The 25,100-nt window shown below is 50.9% G+C and carries 31 protein-coding genes; 9 read left to right on the top strand and 22 right to left on the bottom strand.

Annotated features, from left to right (window positions below; genetic code table 11):
• Positions 1 to 134 precede the first annotated feature (134 nt).
• Positions 135 to 320, bottom strand: coding sequence for a helix-turn-helix domain-containing protein (locus tag BLL42_RS27360; RefSeq protein WP_071550136.1), 186 nt, complete (start codon positions 318 to 320; stop codon positions 135 to 137).
• Positions 317 to 712 (bottom strand): hypothetical protein, encoded by a 396-nt coding sequence (locus BLL42_RS27355; RefSeq protein WP_071550135.1) that lies wholly within the window; start codon positions 710 to 712, stop codon positions 317 to 319. The genes BLL42_RS27360 and BLL42_RS27355 overlap by 4 nt, the downstream gene beginning before the upstream one ends.
• A 210-nt stretch (positions 713 to 922) precedes the next feature.
• Between BLL42_RS27355 and BLL42_RS27350 the strand changes: the two genes are divergently transcribed.
• Positions 923 to 1,126 (top strand): hypothetical protein, encoded by a 204-nt coding sequence (locus BLL42_RS27350; RefSeq protein WP_071550143.1) that lies wholly within the window; start codon positions 923 to 925, stop codon positions 1,124 to 1,126.
• Between the two features lie 90 nt (positions 1,127 to 1,216).
• Here the strand turns inward: BLL42_RS27350 and BLL42_RS27345 are convergent, their stop codons facing one another.
• The 8 genes from BLL42_RS27345 to BLL42_RS27300 all read right to left on the bottom strand — a co-directional run bounded on the left by BLL42_RS27345 (position 1,217) and on the right by BLL42_RS27300 (position 7,821).
• Positions 1,217 to 2,437 (bottom strand): type II secretion system protein GspD, encoded by a 1,221-nt coding sequence (locus BLL42_RS27345; RefSeq protein ID WP_071550142.1) that lies wholly within the window; start codon positions 2,435 to 2,437, stop codon positions 1,217 to 1,219.
• Entirely contained in the window at positions 2,434 to 3,462 is a 1,029-nt protein-coding gene (locus BLL42_RS27340; RefSeq protein ID WP_201788742.1) for a zonular occludens toxin domain-containing protein, read from the bottom strand. Before BLL42_RS27340 ends, BLL42_RS27345 begins: the two co-directional genes overlap by 4 nt.
• 26 nt (positions 3,463 to 3,488) lie before the next feature.
• Complete coding sequence (locus tag BLL42_RS27335; protein ID WP_071550131.1) at positions 3,489 to 3,776, bottom strand: DUF2523 family protein; 288 nt, start codon at positions 3,774 to 3,776, stop codon at positions 3,489 to 3,491.
• Positions 3,777 to 3,784: 8 nt separating this feature from the next.
• Positions 3,785 to 5,173 (bottom strand): hypothetical protein, encoded by a 1,389-nt coding sequence (locus BLL42_RS29895; RefSeq protein ID WP_129586988.1) that lies wholly within the window; start codon positions 5,171 to 5,173, stop codon positions 3,785 to 3,787.
• A gap of 207 nt (positions 5,174 to 5,380) precedes the next feature.
• Positions 5,381 to 5,605 (bottom strand): hypothetical protein, encoded by a 225-nt coding sequence (locus BLL42_RS27325; protein WP_071555645.1) that lies wholly within the window; start codon positions 5,603 to 5,605, stop codon positions 5,381 to 5,383.
• 291 nt (positions 5,606 to 5,896) lie between these two features.
• Complete coding sequence (locus BLL42_RS27315; RefSeq protein WP_071555643.1) at positions 5,897 to 6,190, bottom strand: propanediol utilization protein; 294 nt, start codon at positions 6,188 to 6,190, stop codon at positions 5,897 to 5,899.
• A 267-nt stretch (positions 6,191 to 6,457) separates the two neighbouring features.
• Positions 6,458 to 6,691: a hypothetical protein gene (locus tag BLL42_RS27305; protein ID WP_071550139.1), complete on the bottom strand. Its 234-nt coding sequence runs from the start codon at positions 6,689 to 6,691 to the stop codon at positions 6,458 to 6,460.
• A complete protein-coding gene (locus BLL42_RS27300) occupies positions 6,688 to 7,821 on the bottom strand; it encodes a phage/plasmid replication domain-containing protein (protein WP_071555642.1) in 1,134 nt (377 codons plus the stop codon). The genes BLL42_RS27305 and BLL42_RS27300 overlap by 4 nt, the downstream gene beginning before the upstream one ends.
• A 132-nt stretch (positions 7,822 to 7,953) precedes the next feature.
• On the opposite strand from BLL42_RS27300, the gene BLL42_RS27295 reads away from it, so the two are divergent.
• Positions 7,954 to 8,310: a helix-turn-helix domain-containing protein gene (locus BLL42_RS27295; protein WP_071555641.1), complete on the top strand. Its 357-nt coding sequence runs from the start codon at positions 7,954 to 7,956 to the stop codon at positions 8,308 to 8,310.
• 508 nt (positions 8,311 to 8,818) lie between these two features.
• Complete coding sequence (locus BLL42_RS27290; protein ID WP_071550138.1) at positions 8,819 to 9,244, top strand: hypothetical protein; 426 nt, start codon at positions 8,819 to 8,821, stop codon at positions 9,242 to 9,244.
• A 199-nt stretch (positions 9,245 to 9,443) separates the two neighbouring features.
• Here BLL42_RS27290 and BLL42_RS27285 read toward each other — a convergent pair whose 3' ends face one another.
• The 3 genes from BLL42_RS27285 to BLL42_RS27275 form a co-directional block, all read right to left on the bottom strand.
• Positions 9,444 to 9,737 (bottom strand): helix-turn-helix domain-containing protein, encoded by a 294-nt coding sequence (locus BLL42_RS27285; protein ID WP_071550137.1) that lies wholly within the window; start codon positions 9,735 to 9,737, stop codon positions 9,444 to 9,446.
• A 336-nt stretch (positions 9,738 to 10,073) separates the two neighbouring features.
• On the bottom strand, positions 10,074 to 10,259 hold the full coding sequence (locus BLL42_RS27280; RefSeq protein ID WP_071550136.1) for a helix-turn-helix domain-containing protein: 186 nt from the start codon (positions 10,257 to 10,259) through the stop codon (positions 10,074 to 10,076).
• A complete protein-coding gene (locus tag BLL42_RS27275) occupies positions 10,256 to 10,651 on the bottom strand; it encodes a hypothetical protein (protein ID WP_071550135.1) in 396 nt (131 codons plus the stop codon). Before BLL42_RS27275 ends, BLL42_RS27280 begins: the two co-directional genes overlap by 4 nt.
• 210 nt (positions 10,652 to 10,861) lie before the next feature.
• On the opposite strand from BLL42_RS27275, the gene BLL42_RS27270 reads away from it, so the two are divergent.
• The gene (locus BLL42_RS27270; protein ID WP_071550143.1) at positions 10,862 to 11,065 is read left to right on the top strand and encodes a hypothetical protein; all 204 of its coding nucleotides are present in this window, start codon (positions 10,862 to 10,864) and stop codon (positions 11,063 to 11,065) included.
• Positions 11,066 to 11,155: 90 nt separating this feature from the next.
• On the opposite strand, the gene BLL42_RS27265 is transcribed toward BLL42_RS27270, so the two are convergent.
• From BLL42_RS27265 to BLL42_RS27220, 8 genes are all read right to left on the bottom strand, one after another.
• Entirely contained in the window at positions 11,156 to 12,376 is a 1,221-nt protein-coding gene (locus BLL42_RS27265) for a type II secretion system protein GspD (protein WP_071550142.1), read from the bottom strand.
• Positions 12,373 to 13,401, bottom strand: a complete 1,029-nt coding sequence (locus tag BLL42_RS27260) for a zonular occludens toxin domain-containing protein (protein ID WP_201788742.1) — start codon at positions 13,399 to 13,401, stop codon at positions 12,373 to 12,375. The genes BLL42_RS27265 and BLL42_RS27260 overlap by 4 nt, the downstream gene beginning before the upstream one ends.
• A 26-nt stretch (positions 13,402 to 13,427) precedes the next feature.
• Positions 13,428 to 13,715: a DUF2523 family protein gene (locus BLL42_RS27255; protein WP_071550131.1), complete on the bottom strand. Its 288-nt coding sequence runs from the start codon at positions 13,713 to 13,715 to the stop codon at positions 13,428 to 13,430.
• Positions 13,716 to 13,723: 8 nt separating this feature from the next.
• On the bottom strand, positions 13,724 to 15,112 hold the full coding sequence (locus tag BLL42_RS29890; RefSeq protein WP_129586988.1) for a hypothetical protein: 1,389 nt from the start codon (positions 15,110 to 15,112) through the stop codon (positions 13,724 to 13,726).
• Between the two features lie 207 nt (positions 15,113 to 15,319).
• Complete coding sequence (locus tag BLL42_RS27245; protein ID WP_071555645.1) at positions 15,320 to 15,544, bottom strand: hypothetical protein; 225 nt, start codon at positions 15,542 to 15,544, stop codon at positions 15,320 to 15,322.
• Between the two features lie 291 nt (positions 15,545 to 15,835).
• A complete protein-coding gene (locus BLL42_RS27235) occupies positions 15,836 to 16,129 on the bottom strand; it encodes a propanediol utilization protein (RefSeq protein WP_071555643.1) in 294 nt (97 codons plus the stop codon).
• Positions 16,130 to 16,396: 267 nt separating this feature from the next.
• Complete coding sequence (locus tag BLL42_RS27225) at positions 16,397 to 16,630, bottom strand: hypothetical protein (protein ID WP_071550139.1); 234 nt, start codon at positions 16,628 to 16,630, stop codon at positions 16,397 to 16,399.
• Positions 16,627 to 17,760, bottom strand: coding sequence for a phage/plasmid replication domain-containing protein (locus tag BLL42_RS27220; RefSeq protein ID WP_071555642.1), 1,134 nt, complete (start codon positions 17,758 to 17,760; stop codon positions 16,627 to 16,629). Before BLL42_RS27220 ends, BLL42_RS27225 begins: the two co-directional genes overlap by 4 nt.
• Before the next feature lie 132 nt (positions 17,761 to 17,892).
• Here BLL42_RS27220 and BLL42_RS27215 point away from each other — a divergent pair, with 132 nt between their 5' ends.
• A complete protein-coding gene (locus tag BLL42_RS27215; RefSeq protein WP_071555641.1) occupies positions 17,893 to 18,249 on the top strand; it encodes a helix-turn-helix domain-containing protein in 357 nt (118 codons plus the stop codon).
• A 508-nt stretch (positions 18,250 to 18,757) separates the two neighbouring features.
• Complete coding sequence (locus BLL42_RS27210) at positions 18,758 to 19,183, top strand: hypothetical protein (RefSeq protein ID WP_071550138.1); 426 nt, start codon at positions 18,758 to 18,760, stop codon at positions 19,181 to 19,183.
• Positions 19,184 to 19,382: 199 nt separating this feature from the next.
• Here the strand turns inward: BLL42_RS27210 and BLL42_RS27205 are convergent, their stop codons facing one another.
• On the bottom strand, positions 19,383 to 19,676 hold the full coding sequence (locus BLL42_RS27205) for a helix-turn-helix domain-containing protein (protein WP_071550137.1): 294 nt from the start codon (positions 19,674 to 19,676) through the stop codon (positions 19,383 to 19,385).
• 357 nt (positions 19,677 to 20,033) lie between these two features.
• Between BLL42_RS27205 and BLL42_RS27200 the strand changes: the two genes are divergently transcribed.
• The 3 genes from BLL42_RS27200 to BLL42_RS27190 are packed head-to-tail and all read left to right on the top strand — an operon-like array spanning position 20,034 to position 25,077.
• Positions 20,034 to 21,242 carry a tyrosine-type recombinase/integrase gene (locus BLL42_RS27200; protein ID WP_071555640.1) on the top strand — a complete coding sequence of 403 codons (1,209 nt, stop codon included), beginning with the start codon at positions 20,034 to 20,036 and terminating at the stop codon, positions 21,240 to 21,242.
• A gap of 24 nt (positions 21,243 to 21,266) precedes the next feature.
• On the top strand, positions 21,267 to 22,799 hold the full coding sequence (locus tag BLL42_RS27195) for a tyrosine-type recombinase/integrase (RefSeq protein ID WP_071555639.1): 1,533 nt from the start codon (positions 21,267 to 21,269) through the stop codon (positions 22,797 to 22,799).
• Positions 22,792 to 25,077 (top strand): hypothetical protein, encoded by a 2,286-nt coding sequence (locus BLL42_RS27190; RefSeq protein WP_174553343.1) that lies wholly within the window; start codon positions 22,792 to 22,794, stop codon positions 25,075 to 25,077. Before BLL42_RS27195 ends, BLL42_RS27190 begins: the two co-directional genes overlap by 8 nt.
• The last annotated feature ends 23 nt before the right edge of the window (positions 25,078 to 25,100 follow it).

Below are 25,100 nucleotides of genomic sequence, written 5' to 3'. Positions count from 1 at the left end.
ACAACTCATGAACATCTCTAACATGGCACCTCGTTTAACATAATATACATTATGCGAACCTAAGGATTCTCCTTGTGGGGCTCTGCTCAGTCCTTTTCACCAGGTGATCAGGTGTTGCTAGTAGCAACACGGCTTCAGAACGATGGCTTCTGTCCTTCGTCATCTGCATCGATACGAAACTTGGCACGTGCAACAACGGCCATCGCTTCGGCAATGAAAGCCGCGTCACCCGTGTCGTGAGCATCAGCCAAAAAGACAGCTACGGCCTCTGAATCAACCAGCGAGTCAGCTGGGTCATAATCATAAATTGGCTCTGTCATTGGATCACCTCGGGAGAAATCCGCTCAAGTCGCCATGCTTCCTGAAACATGGCTTTTAACGCGGCCTGATGTTGCTTGGTGAAGCTGGAGGTTCCTTTGCGCAGATAGGGATTTCGCCAATGCTCGTTGCGTAACAACTGATGGTATGAGACTTCCTGAGCGGTGATCGTGGGCCGATCCGTGCCATAAATGAAGCCCGTTTTAAGTCCAAGGTTGTAGCGGTTGGAAATGATCCAGGATGAATCTGTAATAGCCTCGACCGCTTCCGACAAGGCAGCACATGCATCGCGGAAATGGGGAGCCGAAAGCCCCGCAGCAGCGATTGACTGAACAGCTTCCGCCTTAATCAAGGTGGCCAGCGCTTTCTGCTTTTCAGTTCCCTGCATATTCATACTCTACATATTCCATTGCATTATAACTAAACTAAATAGTTCTTTAGTTTAGTTATAACAAGATACTCAGATTTTCACGGTGAAAAGCCGGTTGAACGCCGGAAGGAACGGTCTGAAATTTAGCTGCTAAATCGACAAGGTGTCGAGCCCGAACTACGGCGAATCAAGCCCGTGCTAGCATCCAATGACGCACAGCCAAAGGCAGCGATGATGAGCCAGCATATTCCGTCAGAAAGTAGTTTCGCTGAAATCATGGACGGCAAAAAGAAACGCCGCGATGCGTTAATGCTTGCTGTTAGCGGCGCGGCGCCGTCAGACCTTGAAGGTCCTTCCCAGCGCCTAAAAGAGGTGATGCGCAAGCCAGACGCGGAACAGCGCCGTCAACGCATCCCTCCTCCCCTATTTACTCTATGAATGTACCCATAGGAGTGGTCAAGTCCTCGCGCTGACGCGCTGCGGGCATGCCCGCTCCTACGGGTTCTGACTGATTGAAGCACCCTGCCCTCACATCCTCATCATCTGGATAACCAGCAAGATTTCCGATTTGCTCGACTCAGTAACCTTGGAACGGAAAATAGACGGCAGGAAAGATAGGCCAGTTTGCGTTTCTGAGGTTTTTTCCTCGGTCAATCCACCCAAAATGACCACCTCGGCGTTGCGCATCTGCACGTTTGTAGTCAATTGCCGCTTGGTCAAAGTCGGGCTTCCATTCACGCCGGTAGTGGTCTGCACGAAGTTGGAAAGCTGCTGATCAATGGTCAGATCGACAACAGCCTGGCGCACCTGAGGGGTGATGGTAAAAATCACCCCAGAGTTACGATATTCGACCGACTGGACAGCTTGGCCAGCACCTTGCGGATACGACAAGGCACCCAGCACCGGCACTTCTGCACCGACGTTTATCGTCGCTTCTTTACCTGATCGCACACGCAAACTCGGCTGACTGACCACCTTAAAACGCGAATCGGACGACAGAGCCGACAGGACGGCATTGAAGTCGCCCGTACTAATGCTGACGGAGTTATCGAGCGGATTACCGGCCAAGTTGATCGATACTTTACCCTTGAGCAACGAGGCAGCCAGGGAAAAAGCGGAACCGTCACGGTCGCCGGTTTGAACCTCATAAACTGCACTACGCAACATCACTTCGCCCATCTCGATATCAACCTGGGGCAACAACGAACGCAAGTTGGCAATTTCAGCCTTTGTACCGACAAAAACCAGCTGATCAGCATCACGATTTAACAGGCTGGCAGCCGATCCACGCGGAGCAGATCCGGTCATCGGAGTTTGACCAGGAACAGAAATCCCGCGATCAACACCAAATTTTCCCTGGAACAATGGCGCGAGCGTTTCGGACAGATAGGCCACATCGCGGTAAAGCGGTCGGTACAGAAAGTATTCACCAGGAGGCGGTGCTGGCTCTTTTTTCGGCATGACGTGATCGACGCCGTTGCGCTGCGTAACAGCGTAACCAAAGGCATCAAGAAGACGGACGAAATCGGCGCGCACCTGGACGGCGGAGCCCTGAACACGCAACGACACAGGCCGACCGTCCTCGAGCACTTCCGGCGACAGGATGTAGGGCTTACGGAAGGCATCGGCATAGAAAATTTGAGCCACTTGGCCAATCGGCAAGCCGGTCAGATCGAACTGATACGGCGCCTGCTTATCGGCGGCAATCGCGGAAAATGACAACAGGCACAATAACAAGAACCGGATCATGGATTTTTACCAGGGAGAGGAACGGAGGACGCGGCCGGAGGCTTGCCACCGCTGAAGGTGCTGACGCGCTGGCCGTCGAGTTGACCAGTCATAACGCGGCCTGAATTCTGGAAGTTGCTCGGATGCTCGTAACGGATCACGCCGTCAGTGTTCACCAGGACGACTTGTCGCTGACCATCAACGACAATTTCCCCAGCAATACGCCATTCAGTGGAAAGCACCTGAGAAGGAGCAGAAGGCACAATATTGGGCGCTGGTTGCGCGGCGCTTGCGGCTTGCTGAACGACCGTAGCGGGAGCAGCACCACGGTTGAAGAAGTGCAGGACACCCCAGACCGACCCGACACCGCCGAAAACAATCATGAACAGGAAAAACCAGACCTTTGGGTTTTTCAGGATGTTCTGTCGGTCATCCACCTGGACTTCTTTGCCGTGACCGCCTGAGTACGACGAATAGAGCGGGAAAATCTCCGGGTCATACTTTTTATTCATCACGTCAACACGGGCTTTGGCCGTCTGTTTCCAGCCTTCCCACATCTCAACTCGGTAGATTTTATTCAAACCCAGCGACTTAATTTTGGTGGTACGAAACGACAGCTCGACCACCGTTTTCAAGATGCGATGAAGGTCGGAAATGTCCTGAACCATAAGTACCAGGTCACAGGTCACACCGGTTTCAGCGTGGGCATAGTGACGATGCTCGCGGAAGAAAATCCGGTGTTCGGTGCCGATCTTCGAATCAGAACCCCAGAATCGCCAAGCTTCGTCGATGCAGATCAAATCACCGGGCTGGCAGAACGTGTCCACCGGCTGGCCGTGTGGCAAAAAATCAGCCTTGAAAACGTCTTCGTTTTGGCAGTGCACCACTTCGCCGAGTTTCTCCAGGGCAATGCCCTGTTTCTCGTTGATGTATGCACGGATGGCATCGGAGTCGATACCGTCGACGTTTGTCACAACCCGGCGCCCTTTAGCGACCGCTGGGACGATAACGGAGACGACACACTCGAAGCTTTTGCCCGAGCCCATCAGCCCGGTATAGGCATTAATAGGCATCAGCCAATTACCGGAATACGGCGGATGATGAACCGAGTTACAAGCGCGGCAATGATAAGCGGAATGCCTTGCGAAGCTGCGAAGAGATCAAGGAAATACCAAGTAGCCGAACTAATACCAGTGAAGGCCGAAGTCAAAGAGCTGCCGTTAGGCAGCAATGACACCATGGCAGAAACCAGCTCGGACACAATGAAATACAAGGCCGTGAAAACGACAAACTTGATTAATACCCCTCGCACCAGGAACGCGAGCAACGTGTTAACAGCGGAAAGTAAAATAGCAAACATGGTTCACCTCACGCCGAAAGAACGATAAAGAGCGCGGCAATAACCCACGCCAAAAACGCACCGCTAAAAAGTTGAGGCCGAACGTCTTCAAACAACTTGCACTGGGCATCCATCACGACATGCGTATTGATAACCGGCAAATCGAATTGAGGCTTCGGACATTCCGCTGAATGGTTCGGAACTTGGAACGCTTTAAGCCCCGGCATCATGTTCAACAACGGCGCCAAAATTTGGGAGCCAGTTGGAGTTGCTTCTAAACCCGGCGTCGGAACACCCGGATTTGGCCCGAGATCGACGGTAACGTTAATCGTCGTCGGGTTCGTTCCCGGATTGGTCACTGGTGGGGTAACAGTCCCTGTTCCAGGTGCGGTAACTGGAACCGAACCGGTCGCCGGGTTGACCGCCTTCGACAGCAAATCCTGCACCGTTGGGTACGAGGCTGGGTTAGAGGCCTGCCATGCAGCAACGTCAGCAGCCGTTACGGGATCGGAGTAGGAATAAGGAACTCCCTGATACATCGGATCCATAGCCGCTTTCTGCCAAGCTTTGTTGATGGTGTCAGCCATCAAAGCAGGGTTTGCAGGCTTCGACAGATCAGCCGCGGGAACCGATGCCAACGCCTGAGCCGGTGAAGCATTCGGCTTGTCTTGCGACTGACCGGCATTAGGTGAGGGGCTTCCAGAAGCGGTTACACAGCCACCGTTCTTGTAATAAGCATTAGTAGGACAGGCACTCATAGAGCCCGACGTGTAACCAAAAACACTCATCGACTCACTGCCTGGCTGACCATTGATATCAGTCCAGCCGACGTTACACAAAAAGCCTGGGCCTTGTTGCACGCAGCTATTTACGTGAACGTTGGTCTTTCCATTGTTATAGAGAGGATCGCCATAGACGCAAAGTGCAACCGTGGCGGGAGAACCCGAAGCACAAGTACTTCCACCGATAGAAAGATAAGGGCCACCAATAACAGTTGGTTGAGGGGTATACGTGCCAATTGGGTCGGAATAACCATCATTTGGTTGCGAGCCAGTCACAGCGATAGAACCGTCACTGTTAAATGCCCATTTGTACAAAGAGTCCGCAGCCAGAGAGACGGCGAAAGTTACGGCACTGCCAACTAAAAGGGTTAACCAGAAAGGTGCAGTTGCACCACCGACGGCAGCAGACGCAACAATCGTAAGGGCAGTACCAATAGCTGCAACGGTTGCCCCGTATTTTGGATCGTTGGCAGCAAAACCGCGAGCAATCGACTTTTGCTGAATCACACCCGCAACGGTATTACCAACTTTCGGCGAATAGGCAGCAACGGAAGCGGCAGACGCAAAAAACGGCGTGAATACCAGAGCAAAAACGAAAATCTTGATTACCGCGAACTTTAGGAAGAAATTTTTCATAGGTCGTTATCCGCAAAGCCAGTAACTACCGCCCAGGCACACATAAGGCCGAAGACGAACATGAGCAAATACCAAGCGTCATTGGTGGTCATGGGAATCAACTCCGACGATAAAAAGGCGTTTTCGACTAGGCGTGTTCACTGTTTTCAACTTCCTGAAGGCGAAAAAAAAGGGCACGCCGAAGCAATGCCCCGTCGCTAGTTACGATCAGCGACCGCGAATCATGCCCAGAACCATCGAAGCGGCTTTGGAGGTCGCGTAAATAGTCGCCAGAACTGCACCAATAGCCAGAATGCCTGCGACAACATCAGCAGCAGTGAAAGCACCGGTAATGGTGGTCAAATCAATAGCAGCGGAGGCGGCTTGCGACGCAGTAGCAGCAACGACACCGGCAGTTACAACGGAAGCGGACAGCAGTTGTTTCAGTTTCATGGTTGTTACCCTTTCTTAATAACCGGCATCCGGCCGGTACGGCTTTCCTCACCGATGACGTATGAGGTTCAAGACGGTGCCCACACCGCGAGATATCAGCCAAAAAAGCAGCGTTGTACCGAACGCAAACGACCAAAAGGCAAATGCCTGGGTGTAATCGAACGGCGCAGCAGCGGCTTGAACGGAAGCAAACTCAGAAGGCGTAAGCATGACAAATGCAGAACATATGGTTTCTTTAGTGGACGTCACAAAGCCGTTTGCATCTAGAAGCGTACAAACTGCCATGTTTATTTATCCGGCTTTAGATACAGGCGCTTGTGAGGAAACAGAATTGACTCGTCGTGCTTGGCGCGGATCAACATCAAAAGTTAAACGGCCATCGCGAACATCTGCGATAACATCGCACTCATAGGTTCCAGGCTGCGGGACTTGGCTTGGCAGCTCGGCATAAAAGGAAGCTTTCTGAGGATACGGAACATTTGGAAGATGAACATATGCTTCATACATGCAGTAAGGCTTTCCAGACTTAGAAGCCGTGCCAGTACGATTAACACCGGTAACCTCAACAAGAATTACATTCGACATAGTATTGCCCTCATTACAATGTTGGAAGTCGGGAGCTTATGCCCGGCTTGCGATAGGCCCAACTGGGCGCTGTGGTTTCAGGATTGCGCCTGAAAGTTAAAAACTGTCGGTGATTGCGTTGCCGAGTCACGGCTTGTGTCGCGAAGTCAGTCAGAATAGTTCGCATAACATCGTTAGCTATGCTTTTAATTAGTGCTTCATCAGTAACGTGATTGCGAATGTCAGACTCGACATTCCAACGCAAAACTTGAAACTGGTTCTTATCCATTAGAAACCCATCCATTCGGCAACACAGGTTGTTCCTATTTCTTGACGCTCTACAAACCAAATACGCTCAGGCTTAACGCCCTGCTCTTTCCGTGCCTCAACAGCCTTAAGCGTTTGCTCGACCTGCTGAGCAAGAACAGGATTGATAAAAGAAGTACGAACTTGCTGCTGTTCAGCCAATCGGCGCCGTTGCCCGCTTGTAAGCTGGATGCCTTGAAGACTTACAGTTCTCATGCTGCAACCCGCTGCAAGTGATTAGGCCGCTTGTACCAGGTTGGAGGGGCAATTCCTTTAACGGGATTAATCTCCCGCATTTCTCGAATGAATACGGTACTAAAGGTTTTAAGGTCGCATGCATTGCGAATATTAATACCAATACGGTTAAGGCGTGCCGCATGAACCCTGACCTGATTTTTCGTAAAGTCTAGTTCTTGCCCGGTCATCCAAAGATGGGCATACCACGCTGTCGTATTAGCTGCCTTTGTGGAATCCACAATATTCTCTAGCACAAGCTGTTGCGAAATGCTGGCAATATCCATCTTTGTCACCTTCAGGCGTTGGTCTACGCTCAAAAACTCATTGTGTAGAGTTTGATATTTGCCTTCATCAAAGAGGCCCCAGAAACATAGCTTTTCACGGCTTAGATATTCACTTTTAAGCTCTTGCTCTAAACGGACAATGCCTGTTTCTGCGGCATAGTTATAAATGTCCTGAGCATACTTAAACTCTGGGGATGCTTCCCCGAATGCTTTTTTAACTTTCGGAAGATGCTTGTCCAGTATTTCAAACGACTTGTCATAAGCCTTTCTGTACTGGAGGCGTGCGCCCTTCCCGCTTCCTGATGTTGTCCAATCAACAGATCGGCCATTTGGAAACAGTCGGCCTATCGAGTGTCCAATTCGTTGACTCGCGAGACCACGCAAATAAGCGGTCTCATTGCCCTTCCCCACCGATATGTTCGTGGTCAGGTCAATGCGATGGATGCAGCAACCATCGGCCCAGAGATGAGAGCTTTTTGCCCCTGACTCGCCTTGGCGAATCTCGAAGCGCGTGCATTTCGTAAACGGGGGCAAGCCGTACTCAGCGAGAAGTTCGTTGTAAACGGTGATGCACTGCTCAACCGTTTCAAAGCCCCAGAGATTGTCATGCCGATTCAGCCTGGAAGGATTGCCATCAACAGTCACCTTGCGGCCCTGGATCTGAATATGGATCCGAGAACTATGGCTACCCTCATGTTTAACAGCACGATAACGAGTGCTCATGACCTCACCAGTCAAGGTGTCAATCGCAGCGAACGCGGTATCCGAGATGACGGGAAGGTCCTCCTCGAATTCCTGCGAAACCTTGAGCCAGTCGATGAACATGCCATTACCTGTCAATATCTGTATTCCAATACAGAACTGGCAGGATTATGAGACCTTGTAATTGTGAAATGCAAGCATAAATGTACCGATATATCGGTACTGTACGAGTATCCAGCGAATAGGATAGGTCACATGAACAACCACTCAGGTGACAGAGCCGTGACCATTGGTGCAAATCTTAAGCGCTACCGAGAGGCGAAGGGCTTAACGCAACAAGCGGTTTGGGAGGCTGCAGGCGTTAGTAAATCGAGTTACACGTCCTACGAGGCAGGTCGTGGAATGCCATCTGCGGACAAGGTTGTAAGCCTTGCACATGTGCTTGGAACCACGACGGACGAACTACTGCTCGACCCGTCTGAAATGTTGGTTTCCCAAGACATGGTTCCTATCCTGAAGCGATTTGAGGCACTGCCGCCAGAGATTCGGCATCAGGCAAAAATTGCCCTAAAAGGTGTGCTTTTCGGATACGAACAGGAAGCCTTGAGGTAGAAAAAGCCAGTCATTCATGGATGCTGGAAATACGGGATTCCGTACTAAAGTGGGGGTGTAACAGCACCCCCACCCGCTTCAACCAAAACCAATTCCAAAAAGTGCCGACACCAGGTCAAAGGAGTGAAACGTGAGTTCGGATAGAAATCTGTCATGTCCGCATTGCATGAACAATGTCCCATGGGGAGCCCGCGTATGCCGAGGCTGCCACGCAGAGATTAGCTACGGCACGCCTCCTTTTATCGCTATAACGCTGACAGTGCTTTCGGTCGTAGCGGGCTTCTTGGTAGGAAAGCTGTTTCATGACCTGCTCTCCATCACAAACAGCACAGTCTTATGGATCGTCTGCGGAGCTACCACGCTTCTAGGTTGGTGGTTTTCCTTCAAAAATTGCAGACGTTTTTTTCGTGAGCGCACCTGGTTCAAGCGGATCTATAAAACGTAATGACATGGTCAATACCACGACTATTTGACGACAATCGCGGCACCTTCTAGGTAAGAAAAACCCATGGCATCGTCACAGAAGCAAGCGAAACGGGCTCAAAGAGCCAAGGAAAAAGCCAAAAAAGCGCGTGTGGTCAGAAACAATATTTCCCGCTACGAGGACTCGCAGACGGTGGAAACAATAGAGACGACAGAAGCAAGCGTGGCCTTGTTCAAGAAGATGAAAGCGGCCCAAGAAAAAAGCCGGGTAGACATGCTTGTGACCCTGATGCAGGACGAATTTGTAAGCTCCGCAGAAACTGCCCTGGACGCGACTGACATCCAGAGAATCCTTCTCGCGATGTACCACAGATGGAACAACAGCGCTGATCAAATGGTACCGGGGTGGCTGGACGATCCGGAGTTCAAAGAAGACTACGCACAAGCAGCGAAAATCGCTGACAAGGAAGAATATGTAACCGCTTGGGATGAAGAATCAGCGGAATCATGAAACCGTGTTGCGTCACGCAACAGAGCAAAAGCAGTAATTAGGGCGCGAAGTACCAGGTGCGTGATTCTGGGAACGCGACCCGCGAAGGGAACCCCAGTGGTCTAGCGATCGCTGGGGTTTTTCTTTGCCTGAAGATCGGCCGGCGTTGCCGGGTATCGGCGCGGAAAGATCGAGTTTTCACCGTGAAAAATCATGGCGCCTAATGCCCTTCGGGCAGTCGAGGTTTGACCTGGATTTCTACGTCCAGGCCGGCAGCTACAAGCAACTGGACGAGCTGCTCAAGGGTGAAACGATCTATTTTGCCCTGGACTAACTCAGTTAGCCGCGGCTTGGTAATGCCAAGAAAAGCAGCCGCCTCTTCCTTGCCCGAGCAGCTTTTGACGCGAGTCTGCAAAACCATCAGCAGCTCCGACTTGAGCTTCATGACGGTCGCTTCACCTGGTGAATCGCATATTGCGTCCCAGACACTGGCGTAGCTTTCTTGCTCTGTCATCAATTCCACCTGGGCGCAGAAACAGCATTTAACCGAAGGTTATAGGGTCAATTTTCGCGGACGCGAAAATGAAAAACCAGCAGCAACCTACCCTTACTTACGTAATCACTTACTTACGTCACCCCTTACGTAAGTAAGTCATGAGCCTCGCATAATGGACGTTATGGATAAATTCAGCGCCGGGGCTTCGCCATTATCCCGGCGCTAAATTCGTCGATCTCGACGGCATAGCTACCATAACGTCATCGATATTATGCGAACCTAAGGATTCTCCTTGTGGGGCTCTGCTCAGTCCTTTTCACCAGGTGATCAGGTGTTGCTAGTAGCAACACGGCTTCAGAACGATGGCTTCTGTCCTTCGTCATCTGCATCGATACGAAACTTGGCACGTGCAACAACGGCCATCGCTTCGGCAATGAAAGCCGCGTCACCCGTGTCGTGAGCATCAGCCAAAAAGACAGCTACGGCCTCTGAATCAACCAGCGAGTCAGCTGGGTCATAATCATAAATTGGCTCTGTCATTGGATCACCTCGGGAGAAATCCGCTCAAGTCGCCATGCTTCCTGAAACATGGCTTTTAACGCGGCCTGATGTTGCTTGGTGAAGCTGGAGGTTCCTTTGCGCAGATAGGGATTTCGCCAATGCTCGTTGCGTAACAACTGATGGTATGAGACTTCCTGAGCGGTGATCGTGGGCCGATCCGTGCCATAAATGAAGCCCGTTTTAAGTCCAAGGTTGTAGCGGTTGGAAATGATCCAGGATGAATCTGTAATAGCCTCGACCGCTTCCGACAAGGCAGCACATGCATCGCGGAAATGGGGAGCCGAAAGCCCCGCAGCAGCGATTGACTGAACAGCTTCCGCCTTAATCAAGGTGGCCAGCGCTTTCTGCTTTTCAGTTCCCTGCATATTCATACTCTACATATTCCATTGCATTATAACTAAACTAAATAGTTCTTTAGTTTAGTTATAACAAGATACTCAGATTTTCACGGTGAAAAGCCGGTTGAACGCCGGAAGGAACGGTCTGAAATTTAGCTGCTAAATCGACAAGGTGTCGAGCCCGAACTACGGCGAATCAAGCCCGTGCTAGCATCCAATGACGCACAGCCAAAGGCAGCGATGATGAGCCAGCATATTCCGTCAGAAAGTAGTTTCGCTGAAATCATGGACGGCAAAAAGAAACGCCGCGATGCGTTAATGCTTGCTGTTAGCGGCGCGGCGCCGTCAGACCTTGAAGGTCCTTCCCAGCGCCTAAAAGAGGTGATGCGCAAGCCAGACGCGGAACAGCGCCGTCAACGCATCCCTCCTCCCCTATTTACTCTATGAATGTACCCATAGGAGTGGTCAAGTCCTCGCGCTGACGCGCTGCGGGCATGCCCGCTCCTACGGGTTCTGACTGATTGAAGCACCCTGCCCTCACATCCTCATCATCTGGATAACCAGCAAGATTTCCGATTTGCTCGACTCAGTAACCTTGGAACGGAAAATAGACGGCAGGAAAGATAGGCCAGTTTGCGTTTCTGAGGTTTTTTCCTCGGTCAATCCACCCAAAATGACCACCTCGGCGTTGCGCATCTGCACGTTTGTAGTCAATTGCCGCTTGGTCAAAGTCGGGCTTCCATTCACGCCGGTAGTGGTCTGCACGAAGTTGGAAAGCTGCTGATCAATGGTCAGATCGACAACAGCCTGGCGCACCTGAGGGGTGATGGTAAAAATCACCCCAGAGTTACGATATTCGACCGACTGGACAGCTTGGCCAGCACCTTGCGGATACGACAAGGCACCCAGCACCGGCACTTCTGCACCGACGTTTATCGTCGCTTCTTTACCTGATCGCACACGCAAACTCGGCTGACTGACCACCTTAAAACGCGAATCGGACGACAGAGCCGACAGGACGGCATTGAAGTCGCCCGTACTAATGCTGACGGAGTTATCGAGCGGATTACCGGCCAAGTTGATCGATACTTTACCCTTGAGCAACGAGGCAGCCAGGGAAAAAGCGGAACCGTCACGGTCGCCGGTTTGAACCTCATAAACTGCACTACGCAACATCACTTCGCCCATCTCGATATCAACCTGGGGCAACAACGAACGCAAGTTGGCAATTTCAGCCTTTGTACCGACAAAAACCAGCTGATCAGCATCACGATTTAACAGGCTGGCAGCCGATCCACGCGGAGCAGATCCGGTCATCGGAGTTTGACCAGGAACAGAAATCCCGCGATCAACACCAAATTTTCCCTGGAACAATGGCGCGAGCGTTTCGGACAGATAGGCCACATCGCGGTAAAGCGGTCGGTACAGAAAGTATTCACCAGGAGGCGGTGCTGGCTCTTTTTTCGGCATGACGTGATCGACGCCGTTGCGCTGCGTAACAGCGTAACCAAAGGCATCAAGAAGACGGACGAAATCGGCGCGCACCTGGACGGCGGAGCCCTGAACACGCAACGACACAGGCCGACCGTCCTCGAGCACTTCCGGCGACAGGATGTAGGGCTTACGGAAGGCATCGGCATAGAAAATTTGAGCCACTTGGCCAATCGGCAAGCCGGTCAGATCGAACTGATACGGCGCCTGCTTATCGGCGGCAATCGCGGAAAATGACAACAGGCACAATAACAAGAACCGGATCATGGATTTTTACCAGGGAGAGGAACGGAGGACGCGGCCGGAGGCTTGCCACCGCTGAAGGTGCTGACGCGCTGGCCGTCGAGTTGACCAGTCATAACGCGGCCTGAATTCTGGAAGTTGCTCGGATGCTCGTAACGGATCACGCCGTCAGTGTTCACCAGGACGACTTGTCGCTGACCATCAACGACAATTTCCCCAGCAATACGCCATTCAGTGGAAAGCACCTGAGAAGGAGCAGAAGGCACAATATTGGGCGCTGGTTGCGCGGCGCTTGCGGCTTGCTGAACGACCGTAGCGGGAGCAGCACCACGGTTGAAGAAGTGCAGGACACCCCAGACCGACCCGACACCGCCGAAAACAATCATGAACAGGAAAAACCAGACCTTTGGGTTTTTCAGGATGTTCTGTCGGTCATCCACCTGGACTTCTTTGCCGTGACCGCCTGAGTACGACGAATAGAGCGGGAAAATCTCCGGGTCATACTTTTTATTCATCACGTCAACACGGGCTTTGGCCGTCTGTTTCCAGCCTTCCCACATCTCAACTCGGTAGATTTTATTCAAACCCAGCGACTTAATTTTGGTGGTACGAAACGACAGCTCGACCACCGTTTTCAAGATGCGATGAAGGTCGGAAATGTCCTGAACCATAAGTACCAGGTCACAGGTCACACCGGTTTCAGCGTGGGCATAGTGACGATGCTCGCGGAAGAAAATCCGGTGTTCGGTGCCGATCTTCGAATCAGAACCCCAGAATCGCCAAGCTTCGTCGATGCAGATCAAATCACCGGGCTGGCAGAACGTGTCCACCGGCTGGCCGTGTGGCAAAAAATCAGCCTTGAAAACGTCTTCGTTTTGGCAGTGCACCACTTCGCCGAGTTTCTCCAGGGCAATGCCCTGTTTCTCGTTGATGTATGCACGGATGGCATCGGAGTCGATACCGTCGACGTTTGTCACAACCCGGCGCCCTTTAGCGACCGCTGGGACGATAACGGAGACGACACACTCGAAGCTTTTGCCCGAGCCCATCAGCCCGGTATAGGCATTAATAGGCATCAGCCAATTACCGGAATACGGCGGATGATGAACCGAGTTACAAGCGCGGCAATGATAAGCGGAATGCCTTGCGAAGCTGCGAAGAGATCAAGGAAATACCAAGTAGCCGAACTAATACCAGTGAAGGCCGAAGTCAAAGAGCTGCCGTTAGGCAGCAATGACACCATGGCAGAAACCAGCTCGGACACAATGAAATACAAGGCCGTGAAAACGACAAACTTGATTAATACCCCTCGCACCAGGAACGCGAGCAACGTGTTAACAGCGGAAAGTAAAATAGCAAACATGGTTCACCTCACGCCGAAAGAACGATAAAGAGCGCGGCAATAACCCACGCCAAAAACGCACCGCTAAAAAGTTGAGGCCGAACGTCTTCAAACAACTTGCACTGGGCATCCATCACGACATGCGTATTGATAACCGGCAAATCGAATTGAGGCTTCGGACATTCCGCTGAATGGTTCGGAACTTGGAACGCTTTAAGCCCCGGCATCATGTTCAACAACGGCGCCAAAATTTGGGAGCCAGTTGGAGTTGCTTCTAAACCCGGCGTCGGAACACCCGGATTTGGCCCGAGATCGACGGTAACGTTAATCGTCGTCGGGTTCGTTCCCGGATTGGTCACTGGTGGGGTAACAGTCCCTGTTCCAGGTGCGGTAACTGGAACCGAACCGGTCGCCGGGTTGACCGCCTTCGACAGCAAATCCTGCACCGTTGGGTACGAGGCTGGGTTAGAGGCCTGCCATGCAGCAACGTCAGCAGCCGTTACGGGATCGGAGTAGGAATAAGGAACTCCCTGATACATCGGATCCATAGCCGCTTTCTGCCAAGCTTTGTTGATGGTGTCAGCCATCAAAGCAGGGTTTGCAGGCTTCGACAGATCAGCCGCGGGAACCGATGCCAACGCCTGAGCCGGTGAAGCATTCGGCTTGTCTTGCGACTGACCGGCATTAGGTGAGGGGCTTCCAGAAGCGGTTACACAGCCACCGTTCTTGTAATAAGCATTAGTAGGACAGGCACTCATAGAGCCCGACGTGTAACCAAAAACACTCATCGACTCACTGCCTGGCTGACCATTGATATCAGTCCAGCCGACGTTACACAAAAAGCCTGGGCCTTGTTGCACGCAGCTATTTACGTGAACGTTGGTCTTTCCATTGTTATAGAGAGGATCGCCATAGACGCAAAGTGCAACCGTGGCGGGAGAACCCGAAGCACAAGTACTTCCACCGATAGAAAGATAAGGGCCACCAATAACAGTTGGTTGAGGGGTATACGTGCCAATTGGGTCGGAATAACCATCATTTGGTTGCGAGCCAGTCACAGCGATAGAACCGTCACTGTTAAATGCCCATTTGTACAAAGAGTCCGCAGCCAGAGAGACGGCGAAAGTTACGGCACTGCCAACTAAAAGGGTTAACCAGAAAGGTGCAGTTGCACCACCGACGGCAGCAGACGCAACAATCGTAAGGGCAGTACCAATAGCTGCAACGGTTGCCCCGTATTTTGGATCGTTGGCAGCAAAACCGCGAGCAATCGACTTTTGCTGAATCACACCCGCAACGGTATTACCAACTTTCGGCGAATAGGCAGCAACGGAAGCGGCAGACGCAAAAAACGGCGTGAATACCAGAGCAAAAACGAAAATCTTGATTACCGCGAACTTTAGGAAGAAATTTTTCATAGGTCGTTATCCGCAAAGCCAGTAACTACCGCCCAGGCACACATAAGGCCGAAGACGAACATGAGCAAATACCAAGCGTCATTGGTGGTCATGGGAATCAACTCCGACGATAAAAAGGCGTTTTCGACTAGGCGTGTTCACTGTTTTCAACTTCCTGAAGGCGAAAAAAAAGGGCACGCCGAAGCAATGCCCCGTCGCTAGTTACGATCAGCGACCGCGAATCATGCCCAGAACCATCGAAGCGGCTTTGGAGGTCGCGTAAATAGTCGCCAGAACTGCACCAATAGCCAGAATGCCTGCGACAACATCAGCAGCAGTGAAAGCACCGGTAATGGTGGTCAAATCAATAGCAGCGGAGGCGGCTTGCGACGCAGTAGCAGCAACGACACCGGCAGTTACAACGGAAGCGGACAGCAGTTGTTTCAGTTTCATGGTTGTTACCCTTTCTTAATAACCGGCATCCGGCCGGTACGGCTTTCCTCACCGATGACGTATGAGGTTCAAGACGGTGCCCACACCGCGAGATATCAGCCAAAAAAGCAGCGTTGTACCGAACGCAAACGACCAAAAGGCAAATGCCTGGGTGTAATCGAACGGCGCAGCAGCGGCTTGAACGGAAGCAAACTCAGAAGGCGTAAGCATGACAAATGCAGAACATATGGTTTCTTTAGTGGACGTCACAAAGCCGTTTGCATCTAGAAGCGTACAAACTGCCATGTTTATTTATCCGGCTTTAGATACAGGCGCTTGTGAGGAAACAGAATTGACTCGTCGTGCTTGGCGCGGATCAACATCAAAAGTTAAACGGCCATCGCGAACATCTGCGATAACATCGCACTCATAGGTTCCAGGCTGCGGGACTTGGCTTGGCAGCTCGGCATAAAAGGAAGCTTTCTGAGGATACGGAACATTTGGAAGATGAACATATGCTTCATACATGCAGTAAGGCTTTCCAGACTTAGAAGCCGTGCCAGTACGATTAACACCGGTAACCTCAACAAGAATTACATTCGACATAGTATTGCCCTCATTACAATGTTGGAAGTCGGGAGCTTATGCCCGGCTTGCGATAGGCCCAACTGGGCGCTGTGGTTTCAGGATTGCGCCTGAAAGTTAAAAACTGTCGGTGATTGCGTTGCCGAGTCACGGCTTGTGTCGCGAAGTCAGTCAGAATAGTTCGCATAACATCGTTAGCTATGCTTTTAATTAGTGCTTCATCAGTAACGTGATTGCGAATGTCAGACTCGACATTCCAACGCAAAACTTGAAACTGGTTCTTATCCATTAGAAACCCATCCATTCGGCAACACAGGTTGTTCCTATTTCTTGACGCTCTACAAACCAAATACGCTCAGGCTTAACGCCCTGCTCTTTCCGTGCCTCAACAGCCTTAAGCGTTTGCTCGACCTGCTGAGCAAGAACAGGATTGATAAAAGAAGTACGAACTTGCTGCTGTTCAGCCAATCGGCGCCGTTGCCCGCTTGTAAGCTGGATGCCTTGAAGACTTACAGTTCTCATGCTGCAACCCGCTGCAAGTGATTAGGCCGCTTGTACCAGGTTGGAGGGGCAATTCCTTTAACGGGATTAATCTCCCGCATTTCTCGAATGAATACGGTACTAAAGGTTTTAAGGTCGCATGCATTGCGAATATTAATACCAATACGGTTAAGGCGTGCCGCATGAACCCTGACCTGATTTTTCGTAAAGTCTAGTTCTTGCCCGGTCATCCAAAGATGGGCATACCACGCTGTCGTATTAGCTGCCTTTGTGGAATCCACAATATTCTCTAGCACAAGCTGTTGCGAAATGCTGGCAATATCCATCTTTGTCACCTTCAGGCGTTGGTCTACGCTCAAAAACTCATTGTGTAGAGTTTGATATTTGCCTTCATCAAAGAGGCCCCAGAAACATAGCTTTTCACGGCTTAGATATTCACTTTTAAGCTCTTGCTCTAAACGGACAATGCCTGTTTCTGCGGCATAGTTATAAATGTCCTGAGCATACTTAAACTCTGGGGATGCTTCCCCGAATGCTTTTTTAACTTTCGGAAGATGCTTGTCCAGTATTTCAAACGACTTGTCATAAGCCTTTCTGTACTGGAGGCGTGCGCCCTTCCCGCTTCCTGATGTTGTCCAATCAACAGATCGGCCATTTGGAAACAGTCGGCCTATCGAGTGTCCAATTCGTTGACTCGCGAGACCACGCAAATAAGCGGTCTCATTGCCCTTCCCCACCGATATGTTCGTGGTCAGGTCAATGCGATGGATGCAGCAACCATCGGCCCAGAGATGAGAGCTTTTTGCCCCTGACTCGCCTTGGCGAATCTCGAAGCGCGTGCATTTCGTAAACGGGGGCAAGCCGTACTCAGCGAGAAGTTCGTTGTAAACGGTGATGCACTGCTCAACCGTTTCAAAGCCCCAGAGATTGTCATGCCGATTCAGCCTGGAAGGATTGCCATCAACAGTCACCTTGCGGCCCTGGATCTGAATATGGATCCGAGAACTATGGCTACCCTCATGTTTAACAGCACGATAACGAGTGCTCATGACCTCACCAGTCAAGGTGTCAATCGCAGCGAACGCGGTATCCGAGATGACGGGAAGGTCCTCCTCGAATTCCTGCGAAACCTTGAGCCAGTCGATGAACATGCCATTACCTGTCAATATCTGTATTCCAATACAGAACTGGCAGGATTATGAGACCTTGTAATTGTGAAATGCAAGCATAAATGTACCGATATATCGGTACTGTACGAGTATCCAGCGAATAGGATAGGTCACATGAACAACCACTCAGGTGACAGAGCCGTGACCATTGGTGCAAATCTTAAGCGCTACCGAGAGGCGAAGGGCTTAACGCAACAAGCGGTTTGGGAGGCTGCAGGCGTTAGTAAATCGAGTTACACGTCCTACGAGGCAGGTCGTGGAATGCCATCTGCGGACAAGGTTGTAAGCCTTGCACATGTGCTTGGAACCACGACGGACGAACTACTGCTCGACCCGTCTGAAATGTTGGTTTCCCAAGACATGGTTCCTATCCTGAAGCGATTTGAGGCACTGCCGCCAGAGATTCGGCATCAGGCAAAAATTGCCCTAAAAGGTGTGCTTTTCGGATACGAACAGGAAGCCTTGAGGTAGAAAAAGCCAGTCATTCATGGATGCTGGAAATACGGGATTCCGTACTAAAGTGGGGGTGTAACAGCACCCCCACCCGCTTCAACCAAAACCAATTCCAAAAAGTGCCGACACCAGGTCAAAGGAGTGAAACGTGAGTTCGGATAGAAATCTGTCATGTCCGCATTGCATGAACAATGTCCCATGGGGAGCCCGCGTATGCCGAGGCTGCCACGCAGAGATTAGCTACGGCACGCCTCCTTTTATCGCTATAACGCTGACAGTGCTTTCGGTCGTAGCGGGCTTCTTGGTAGGAAAGCTGTTTCATGACCTGCTCTCCATCACAAACAGCACAGTCTTATGGATCGTCTGCGGAGCTACCACGCTTCTAGGTTGGTGGTTTTCCTTCAAAAATTGCAGACGTTTTTTTCGTGAGCGCACCTGGTTCAAGCGGATCTATAAAACGTAATGACATGGTCAATACCACGACTATTTGACGACAATCGCGGCACCTTCTAGGTAAGAAAAACCCATGGCATCGTCACAGAAGCAAGCGAAACGGGCTCAAAGAGCCAAGGAAAAAGCCAAAAAAGCGCGTGTGGTCAGAAACAATATTTCCCGCTACGAGGACTCGCAGACGGTGGAAACAATAGAGACGACAGAAGCAAGCGTGGCCTTGTTCAAGAAGATGAAAGCGGCCCAAGAAAAAAGCCGGGTAGACATGCTTGTGACCCTGATGCAGGACGAATTTGTAAGCTCCGCAGAAACTGCCCTGGACGCGACTGACATCCAGAGAATCCTTCTCGCGATGTACCACAGATGGAACAACAGCGCTGATCAAATGGTACCGGGGTGGCTGGACGATCCGGAGTTCAAAGAAGACTACGCACAAGCAGCGAAAATCGCTGACAAGGAAGAATATGTAACCGCTTGGGATGAAGAATCAGCGGAATCATGAAACCGTGTTGCGTCACGCAACAGAGCAAAAGCAGTAATTAGGGCGCGAAGTACCAGGTGCGTGATTCTGGGAACGCGACCCGCGAAGGGAACCCCAGTGGTCTAGCGATCGCTGGGGTTTTTCTTTGCCTGAAGATCGGCCGGCGTTGCCGGGTATCGGCGCGGAAAGATCGAGTTTTCACCGTGAAAAATCATGGCGCCTAATGCCCTTCGGGCAGTCGAGGTTTGACCTGGATTTCTACGTCCAGGCCGGCAGCTACAAGCAACTGGACGAGCTGCTCAAGGGTGAAACGATCTATTTTGCCCTGGACTAACTCAGTTAGCCGCGGCTTGGTAATGCCAAGAAAAGCAGCCGCCTCTTCCTTGCCCGAGCAGCTTTTGACGCGAGTCTGCAAAACCATCAGCAGCTCCGACTTGAGCTTCATGACGGTCGCTTCACCTGGTGAATCGCATATTGCGTCCCAGACACTGGCGTAGCTTTCTTGCTCTGTCATCAATTCCACCTGGGCGCAGAAACAGCATTTAACCGAAGGTTATAGGGTCAATTTTCGCGGACGCGAAAATGAAAAACCAGCAGCAACCTACCCTTACTTACGTAATCACTTACTTACGTCACCCCTTACGTAAGTAAGTCATGAGCCTCGCATAATGGACGTTATGGATAAATTCAGCGCCGGGGCTTCGCCATTATCCCGGCGCTAAATTCGTCGATCTCGACGGCATAGCTACCATAACGTCATCGATATTATGCGAAAGCCGAGCTTGTTCGTGTGTGTTGCGTTACACAGGAAATTACCTAGGCTCAACTGCAACGCTTCCTGCCATAAGGAGCAGCTTCAGCTGTTGCGCTTATGCCTGTTATTCATTTGAAAGACATTTCCGTGCCTTCCGGACTCGTTGGTTGGTTGTTGACCGATGACCGTGGACGACCGCGCTATTGGTCAACGGTCTGGTCTGCACTGGACGGTGCCAGCTTGGCGCCGTCCACACTACGAACCCAGCTGGCCGTCATCGAACAGCTGTACCAGTCGGCCAGACGGCTGTATCAGTCTGACTGCCTTGATCGGCTGATTGCGGAGCTCAAATTCGATGAGCTTGAAGCCTGTCTTGAGACGTTCTTCATTACGGCCAGGAATCATGGCACCCAGACTGCAGCCAACTACCATCCGAACTGGCGTGTGGCCTACGTTTTCGTCAAAAGTTGTGTTCAACGCCTGGTGAAGAGTCATGCCGATCCCGACATGCTTTGGCGGCTGAGCATGCGCCTGGAGCGCCTGGAGAAACTGTTTGACTCGCTGGGGATGGCGCCCGCGCCGCCAGCTGAGATTGTCCGAGCCTTGCCAAGCCCCGTACTGGATGAGTTTTACCAGATCATTGATCCGTACTCGATGAGAAATCCATTTAGAAACAGTACGTTACGATGGCGAAATTACGTATTGTGCCTACTCATGTTGCATCTTGGATTACGCCGCGGTGAAACCCTGGTGCTGCCTATGGATGCATTGAAAAGCGAAAAGCGCTTCACCCCGACTGTAGAAATCGTCAACTGGCTGAATGTCGGCGACAATCCGTATCAGCGTGATCCACGCCCGGAACAACCCAGCCTAAAAAACAACAATGCCGCCCGCCAACTGCCCGTCCCGCCAGCGTTGGCCAACCTCATCAGGACCTTCGTCGATATTTACCGGCCCTCGACCCGGCACAGCTACTTATTTTCCTCACTGGAAGGCAATCCACTATCATTACGCCAGGTCAATGGTATTTTTGTCACCATCACAGGTGAGCTCACCGCTGAAGCGCGCCAAACACTTCAGCAGTATCGCGGGGCCGGTCGCATTACACCGCACGACATGCGGCATACGTGTGCGACTGTCAGGCTTCATCAATTTGTAGAAAATGGTGACGACCTCGAAATGGCAATCCAGAGACTGCGAGCTTTTTTTGGCTGGGCCCGCACCTCGGAGATGCCGCGACGGTACGCACGAGCTTTTTTTGAAGATCGCTTAGCCACCGTTTGGAATCATGCATTTGACGTCCATGTCAGCCATCTGCGCTCCTAATAGGGGCAGATGAAGGAGCCGCGCATGCAGCGGAGTCAATCGGGCTTTTCTGGTAACGCGAGACTGATAGAGGCGTTGGCTCCCCTGCCTCCCCTGCCCTCTGTAATCCGTTATTGGGATGATTTTGCAGACTGCTGGAAAACAATAAGAAATCCCACGGAAAACGTATGGTCCTTCGAGGTTAATGGTGAAGTCCTAAGATTCGACTTCAGTTCCTTTGACGGAGAATTGGTACACCTAATGAAGCTGTGGCTTGCTCGTTCCGTTTCTGAATTGGCATGCGCAACCGTTAAGATATATTTCCAGGCACTGCAAAGGCTCGATAAATGCCTTATATATACAACGTTAGAACTCTCACTAATTCCAGCCCTAAGTATCGATGATAAGTGGCGTCGTGAAATAGTTACAGAGTGTAATAATCATCAGCTAAGCGCGCTCAAATCGTTGCTATTATTTTGTTGCGGTCAATCCTTGGGGCTTCTGAGCAGCGATTCCAGACCTCGAATTGCATCACTTCCTCAACACGCCGTGGACAAATACGCCAGTGTCCGGAGTGGTGATGTATTTCTTGATTTGTATGAAGATCGGAAAATTATTGATTATCTGGACTCGCTCAATGACGTCTCAAGACATGATCTGGCTTACCTCAAAACCCCTTCTTTAATTAGCGTTTGTATTTTATGTGTTTGCTATCAGCTTGCAATGCGTCCCAAACAGATCGCTAAACTTAAAGTCGAACATCTGAACATATTTAGTTTTGAAAACTCCGTCAGTGTGCAGTTGCGATTTTTTCGAGGGAAACAACGCAAGAGTACAGCCCTTATACCGATGTTACGAAAAATAAAACGGGAGTGGGCAAATATCTTTGTAGAGTTACATCGCCGGCGAACTACGGACCAAGCGTTCCCTCAATCACCCGGTGCTCTAGCCGATTCCTTGTTTGGCCTGACGCCAGCAGGTGTCGTCACATCGCTGGCAAGACTCACCGCAGTACTGGGGTTGGATGGTCGTAGTAGCACGGACTTCAGGCACAGCGCTGCGCAGCGTATGGTGGACGCAGGTGCCACCCAGGAAGAACTCGCTGAGTACATGGGGCACAGCTGGTCAATGACCGGGCTGGTTTATTTTGAATCATCACCGACGCAGGCCGAGCGGGTGAATCGCGCTCTGGCCATTTCCCCGATATATAGCAAAATTGAGCGTATTGCCAGAACCCGAACGATCAGTACGGAGGACTTATCGAACGCACTACCCGCGCACCAAATAGGCGGTATGCCACACGGAATACCCATAGCGGGAATTGGCATGTGTACCCTTGGCCAAGGGTTATGTGCAAAGAATCCGGTATTGTCATGTTATGGCTGTGATCGTTTCCTGGCGGTCCAGAATTCTAAGATTCATGAAGAGGTTCGTGACGGTTTGCGCCCTGTTGTGCTGCAATTTTACAACGCATCAAGAGGCGAGAGCTACTCCCCCGCTTATTCGCAACTGCAAGATGTCCTGGAGCGGGTGGAACATGTCATTGATGAACTAAATGGCGCCGCTGATAATGAATAACAACTTTAGATACTTTATTGAAAAAAATAAAATGCTCGCCATCTCCAAAGGCCTCAACTGGGACATCCCCACTGCGCCTGATGGAACCGTAAAAAAAGGTGAAGGATGGCCGCTGTTCCGTATGGCGGGCAATCCCCGAATCCCTTATTGGCTTGCGGACTTAGGGACCGACATAAAAACCCTGGCGTTGATCAACGCGGAGCGCAGCACACAAGGGATGCCCCCCATCACAAGGACGATGCTGTCGAACGCGTGGCAAGACTTAATCAAAGCATGCGCTATTCATTATATTTATGTGAAAGGTGCATCCGCAGCGCATGCCAGCCAGTACATCGTGCGAACCATTCGTGTCATTGCCTCTTGTTGCGGTAACGCTGAGCCGTGGGAGCTGAGCGTTGATCACATTGCGTCTGCACTTAAATTCGCATCACTGTTACAGCCTTCCGGCCAACTGGCCAGAGGAATTAGCAATTCAGTACAAAATGTTTTGGACTTTAATTGTCTGACTGACCGCACTCCGTTGTTGCCAGCGGTGAGCGTTAAACACCGTAACAATCGCGACGACACGTCTAACTTTCGACAAAGCCTTTCGGAGCGCAAACACTCTGAGCGTCTTCCCGATTACAATGCATTCTGGGAATTGATCCGGATTGTTTTTACCGAAGAGCCACAGACATTTTATGACGAGTTGAGGTTTGCGCAAGCCAAGATTTTGGTGCTCTGTGGTCTGCGGATGGGCGAAACACCACTCATGCCAGCCGATTGGTGCCAAGAGTTTTCTTATCTGAGTAAAAAGGGCATTTCCGCAGGCGAGTATGGTGGTATTTCCTCATCGATCGCTCTTAAGTATTTTGTGGAAAAAAGAAGTATTTCGGATAAAGACGGCAAGCTCTTGTATCCAGATATTCAGCACATTCCCGAGATGTTCAGAGAGATTATTACTCAGTTTCTGGGACGGGTGCTTTTGCTTACCCAACCGCTCCGCAGCACTCTAAAGAAACAGTATGAATCCAATCGGATTTTTGCTGATTTTCAACCGGATCAACTGGTGACCGTTGCCGACATCTATCCCTGTTTAACCGGAAACCCATTTGTTTTTGAAGATGATCAGGAATCGCAACTGATCGCGCAGTACCGAAAAAATTACGATATTGCGGTGCTGGATGAAATTGAAAGTCGACAACTGTTATTGAAGGAGCATGGCGGAAAAGTGAAGAATATTGTTCGTCAGTACTTCGCCGTGCTGCGTAAAGGATATGAATCGCTCGTCCCTTTCCGCAACGCGTCGGGGGTGCCTTGTAAGGTAAAGTTCATGGCCGGATATTTCAAAATTTCGGATATGGAGCAATTGGTCAGATTGAAAATGCCCTCCAAGCTCTCACCCCTGGAACCGCTGCGGACCACCGCAGGAAAGATGCCGCCGCATGACCTACTCTTTCTTGCCCCCATACGCGCGCTGTCAGAGGGACGCAATGAGGGACTATGTGATATTCGCAAGTACTGCTTTATCGGCGTACTCGATACGATCGATCTGCGAAACCACTATTACAAAAGTCAGAATTCCAATACGACCTTTTTTCAGCGCTACGGGCGCGACGAAGAAAACCAGGGCCTTACCATCAACAGTCATTCTCTGCGTCACGTTCAAAACTGCGAGCTCTTCAGGATGGGGGTGGCTGACACGATCATAACCAAACGGTATGGCCGTCGTAGCGTTGAGCAGTCGTACCAGTACGATCATCGCAGTTTGCTCGAGGAACTTGCCTCGATGGATTTACCCCAGGCTGCGCAAGACTTATTGTCGGCAGGCAGTTCGCAGGTGCTAGCGATGGTTCTGAGTGGCAAGGTGTCCGGTCCAGTTGTTGATGAGTTTCGAGAGATTCAGAAAACAATGGGCGATGAGGCAGCATTTCTCTATCTGGCGGGAGAAGCTGATGGATTTCACGTTACGCCTTATGGGTTTTGCATCAACAGTTTCGTAACCAATCCGTGTCCAAAACACTTAGAGTGTTACGGCGGGTGCCGTCATCTTTGTGTTACCGATTTGCAAACCCATCAGCAAAATTTGGTGGGGCTTCGTGAAAAAATTGCATTAGCCGTTAACAAAATTGAGGCTCGCGTGAGCGACAGTATTGGTAGAACAAACCAATTGAATCATGCCAAGAAAACTCTAGAGAATATTGATCGAGCATTGGCGTGCCGACCGGGTGAAAAACCTTTTCCAGATGGTCCAGATTTGTCGGTACAGGTCCATCAAGTAGACTTGTTCGAAGGCTAGTTACCTTCACGCTGCTGCCCTGT

This window comes from Pseudomonas frederiksbergensis (genome assembly GCF_001874645.1).
GTDB lineage: Bacteria > Pseudomonadota > Gammaproteobacteria > Pseudomonadales > Pseudomonadaceae > Aquipseudomonas > Aquipseudomonas frederiksbergensis_B.
This window is presented reverse-complemented; position numbering and strand designations above follow the sequence as displayed.

Bases quoted from the DNA above. Each gene is read 5' to 3' on its own strand.
- BLL42_RS27295 (WP_071555641.1), top strand. From the start codon at position 7,954: ATGAACAACCACTCAGGTGACAGAGCCGTGACCATTGGTGCAAATCTT.
- BLL42_RS27200 (WP_071555640.1), top strand. From the start codon at position 20,034: ATGCCTGTTATTCATTTGAAAGACATTTCCGTGCCTTCCGGACTCGTT.
- BLL42_RS27355 (WP_071550135.1), bottom strand. From the start codon at position 712: ATGAATATGCAGGGAACTGAAAAGCAGAAAGCGCTGGCCACCTTGATT.
- BLL42_RS29895 (WP_129586988.1), bottom strand. From the start codon at position 5,173: ATGAAAAATTTCTTCCTAAAGTTCGCGGTAATCAAGATTTTCGTTTTT.
- BLL42_RS27205 (WP_071550137.1), bottom strand. From the start codon at position 19,676: ATGACAGAGCAAGAAAGCTACGCCAGTGTCTGGGACGCAATATGCGAT.
- BLL42_RS27305 (WP_071550139.1), bottom strand. From the start codon at position 6,691: ATGAGAACTGTAAGTCTTCAAGGCATCCAGCTTACAAGCGGGCAACGG.
- BLL42_RS27245 (WP_071555645.1), bottom strand. From the start codon at position 15,544: ATGAAACTGAAACAACTGCTGTCCGCTTCCGTTGTAACTGCCGGTGTC.
- BLL42_RS27315 (WP_071555643.1), bottom strand. From the start codon at position 6,190: ATGTCGAATGTAATTCTTGTTGAGGTTACCGGTGTTAATCGTACTGGC.
- BLL42_RS27235 (WP_071555643.1), bottom strand. From the start codon at position 16,129: ATGTCGAATGTAATTCTTGTTGAGGTTACCGGTGTTAATCGTACTGGC.
- BLL42_RS27270 (WP_071550143.1), top strand. From the start codon at position 10,862: ATGAGCCAGCATATTCCGTCAGAAAGTAGTTTCGCTGAAATCATGGAC.
- BLL42_RS27275 (WP_071550135.1), bottom strand. From the start codon at position 10,651: ATGAATATGCAGGGAACTGAAAAGCAGAAAGCGCTGGCCACCTTGATT.
- BLL42_RS27360 (WP_071550136.1), bottom strand. From the start codon at position 320: ATGACAGAGCCAATTTATGATTATGACCCAGCTGACTCGCTGGTTGAT.
- BLL42_RS27335 (WP_071550131.1), bottom strand. From the start codon at position 3,776: ATGTTTGCTATTTTACTTTCCGCTGTTAACACGTTGCTCGCGTTCCTG.
- BLL42_RS27215 (WP_071555641.1), top strand. From the start codon at position 17,893: ATGAACAACCACTCAGGTGACAGAGCCGTGACCATTGGTGCAAATCTT.
- BLL42_RS27340 (WP_201788742.1), bottom strand. From the start codon at position 3,462: ATGGGCTCGGGCAAAAGCTTCGAGTGTGTCGTCTCCGTTATCGTCCCA.
- BLL42_RS27190 (WP_174553343.1), top strand. From the start codon at position 22,792: ATGAATAACAACTTTAGATACTTTATTGAAAAAAATAAAATGCTCGCC.
- BLL42_RS27225 (WP_071550139.1), bottom strand. From the start codon at position 16,630: ATGAGAACTGTAAGTCTTCAAGGCATCCAGCTTACAAGCGGGCAACGG.
- BLL42_RS27265 (WP_071550142.1), bottom strand. From the start codon at position 12,376: ATGATCCGGTTCTTGTTATTGTGCCTGTTGTCATTTTCCGCGATTGCC.
- BLL42_RS27260 (WP_201788742.1), bottom strand. From the start codon at position 13,401: ATGGGCTCGGGCAAAAGCTTCGAGTGTGTCGTCTCCGTTATCGTCCCA.
- BLL42_RS27290 (WP_071550138.1), top strand. From the start codon at position 8,819: ATGGCATCGTCACAGAAGCAAGCGAAACGGGCTCAAAGAGCCAAGGAA.
- BLL42_RS29890 (WP_129586988.1), bottom strand. From the start codon at position 15,112: ATGAAAAATTTCTTCCTAAAGTTCGCGGTAATCAAGATTTTCGTTTTT.
- BLL42_RS27255 (WP_071550131.1), bottom strand. From the start codon at position 13,715: ATGTTTGCTATTTTACTTTCCGCTGTTAACACGTTGCTCGCGTTCCTG.
- BLL42_RS27280 (WP_071550136.1), bottom strand. From the start codon at position 10,259: ATGACAGAGCCAATTTATGATTATGACCCAGCTGACTCGCTGGTTGAT.
- BLL42_RS27285 (WP_071550137.1), bottom strand. From the start codon at position 9,737: ATGACAGAGCAAGAAAGCTACGCCAGTGTCTGGGACGCAATATGCGAT.
- BLL42_RS27345 (WP_071550142.1), bottom strand. From the start codon at position 2,437: ATGATCCGGTTCTTGTTATTGTGCCTGTTGTCATTTTCCGCGATTGCC.
- BLL42_RS27350 (WP_071550143.1), top strand. From the start codon at position 923: ATGAGCCAGCATATTCCGTCAGAAAGTAGTTTCGCTGAAATCATGGAC.
- BLL42_RS27325 (WP_071555645.1), bottom strand. From the start codon at position 5,605: ATGAAACTGAAACAACTGCTGTCCGCTTCCGTTGTAACTGCCGGTGTC.
- BLL42_RS27220 (WP_071555642.1), bottom strand. From the start codon at position 17,760: ATGTTCATCGACTGGCTCAAGGTTTCGCAGGAATTCGAGGAGGACCTT.
- BLL42_RS27210 (WP_071550138.1), top strand. From the start codon at position 18,758: ATGGCATCGTCACAGAAGCAAGCGAAACGGGCTCAAAGAGCCAAGGAA.
- BLL42_RS27195 (WP_071555639.1), top strand. From the start codon at position 21,267: ATGCAGCGGAGTCAATCGGGCTTTTCTGGTAACGCGAGACTGATAGAG.
- BLL42_RS27300 (WP_071555642.1), bottom strand. From the start codon at position 7,821: ATGTTCATCGACTGGCTCAAGGTTTCGCAGGAATTCGAGGAGGACCTT.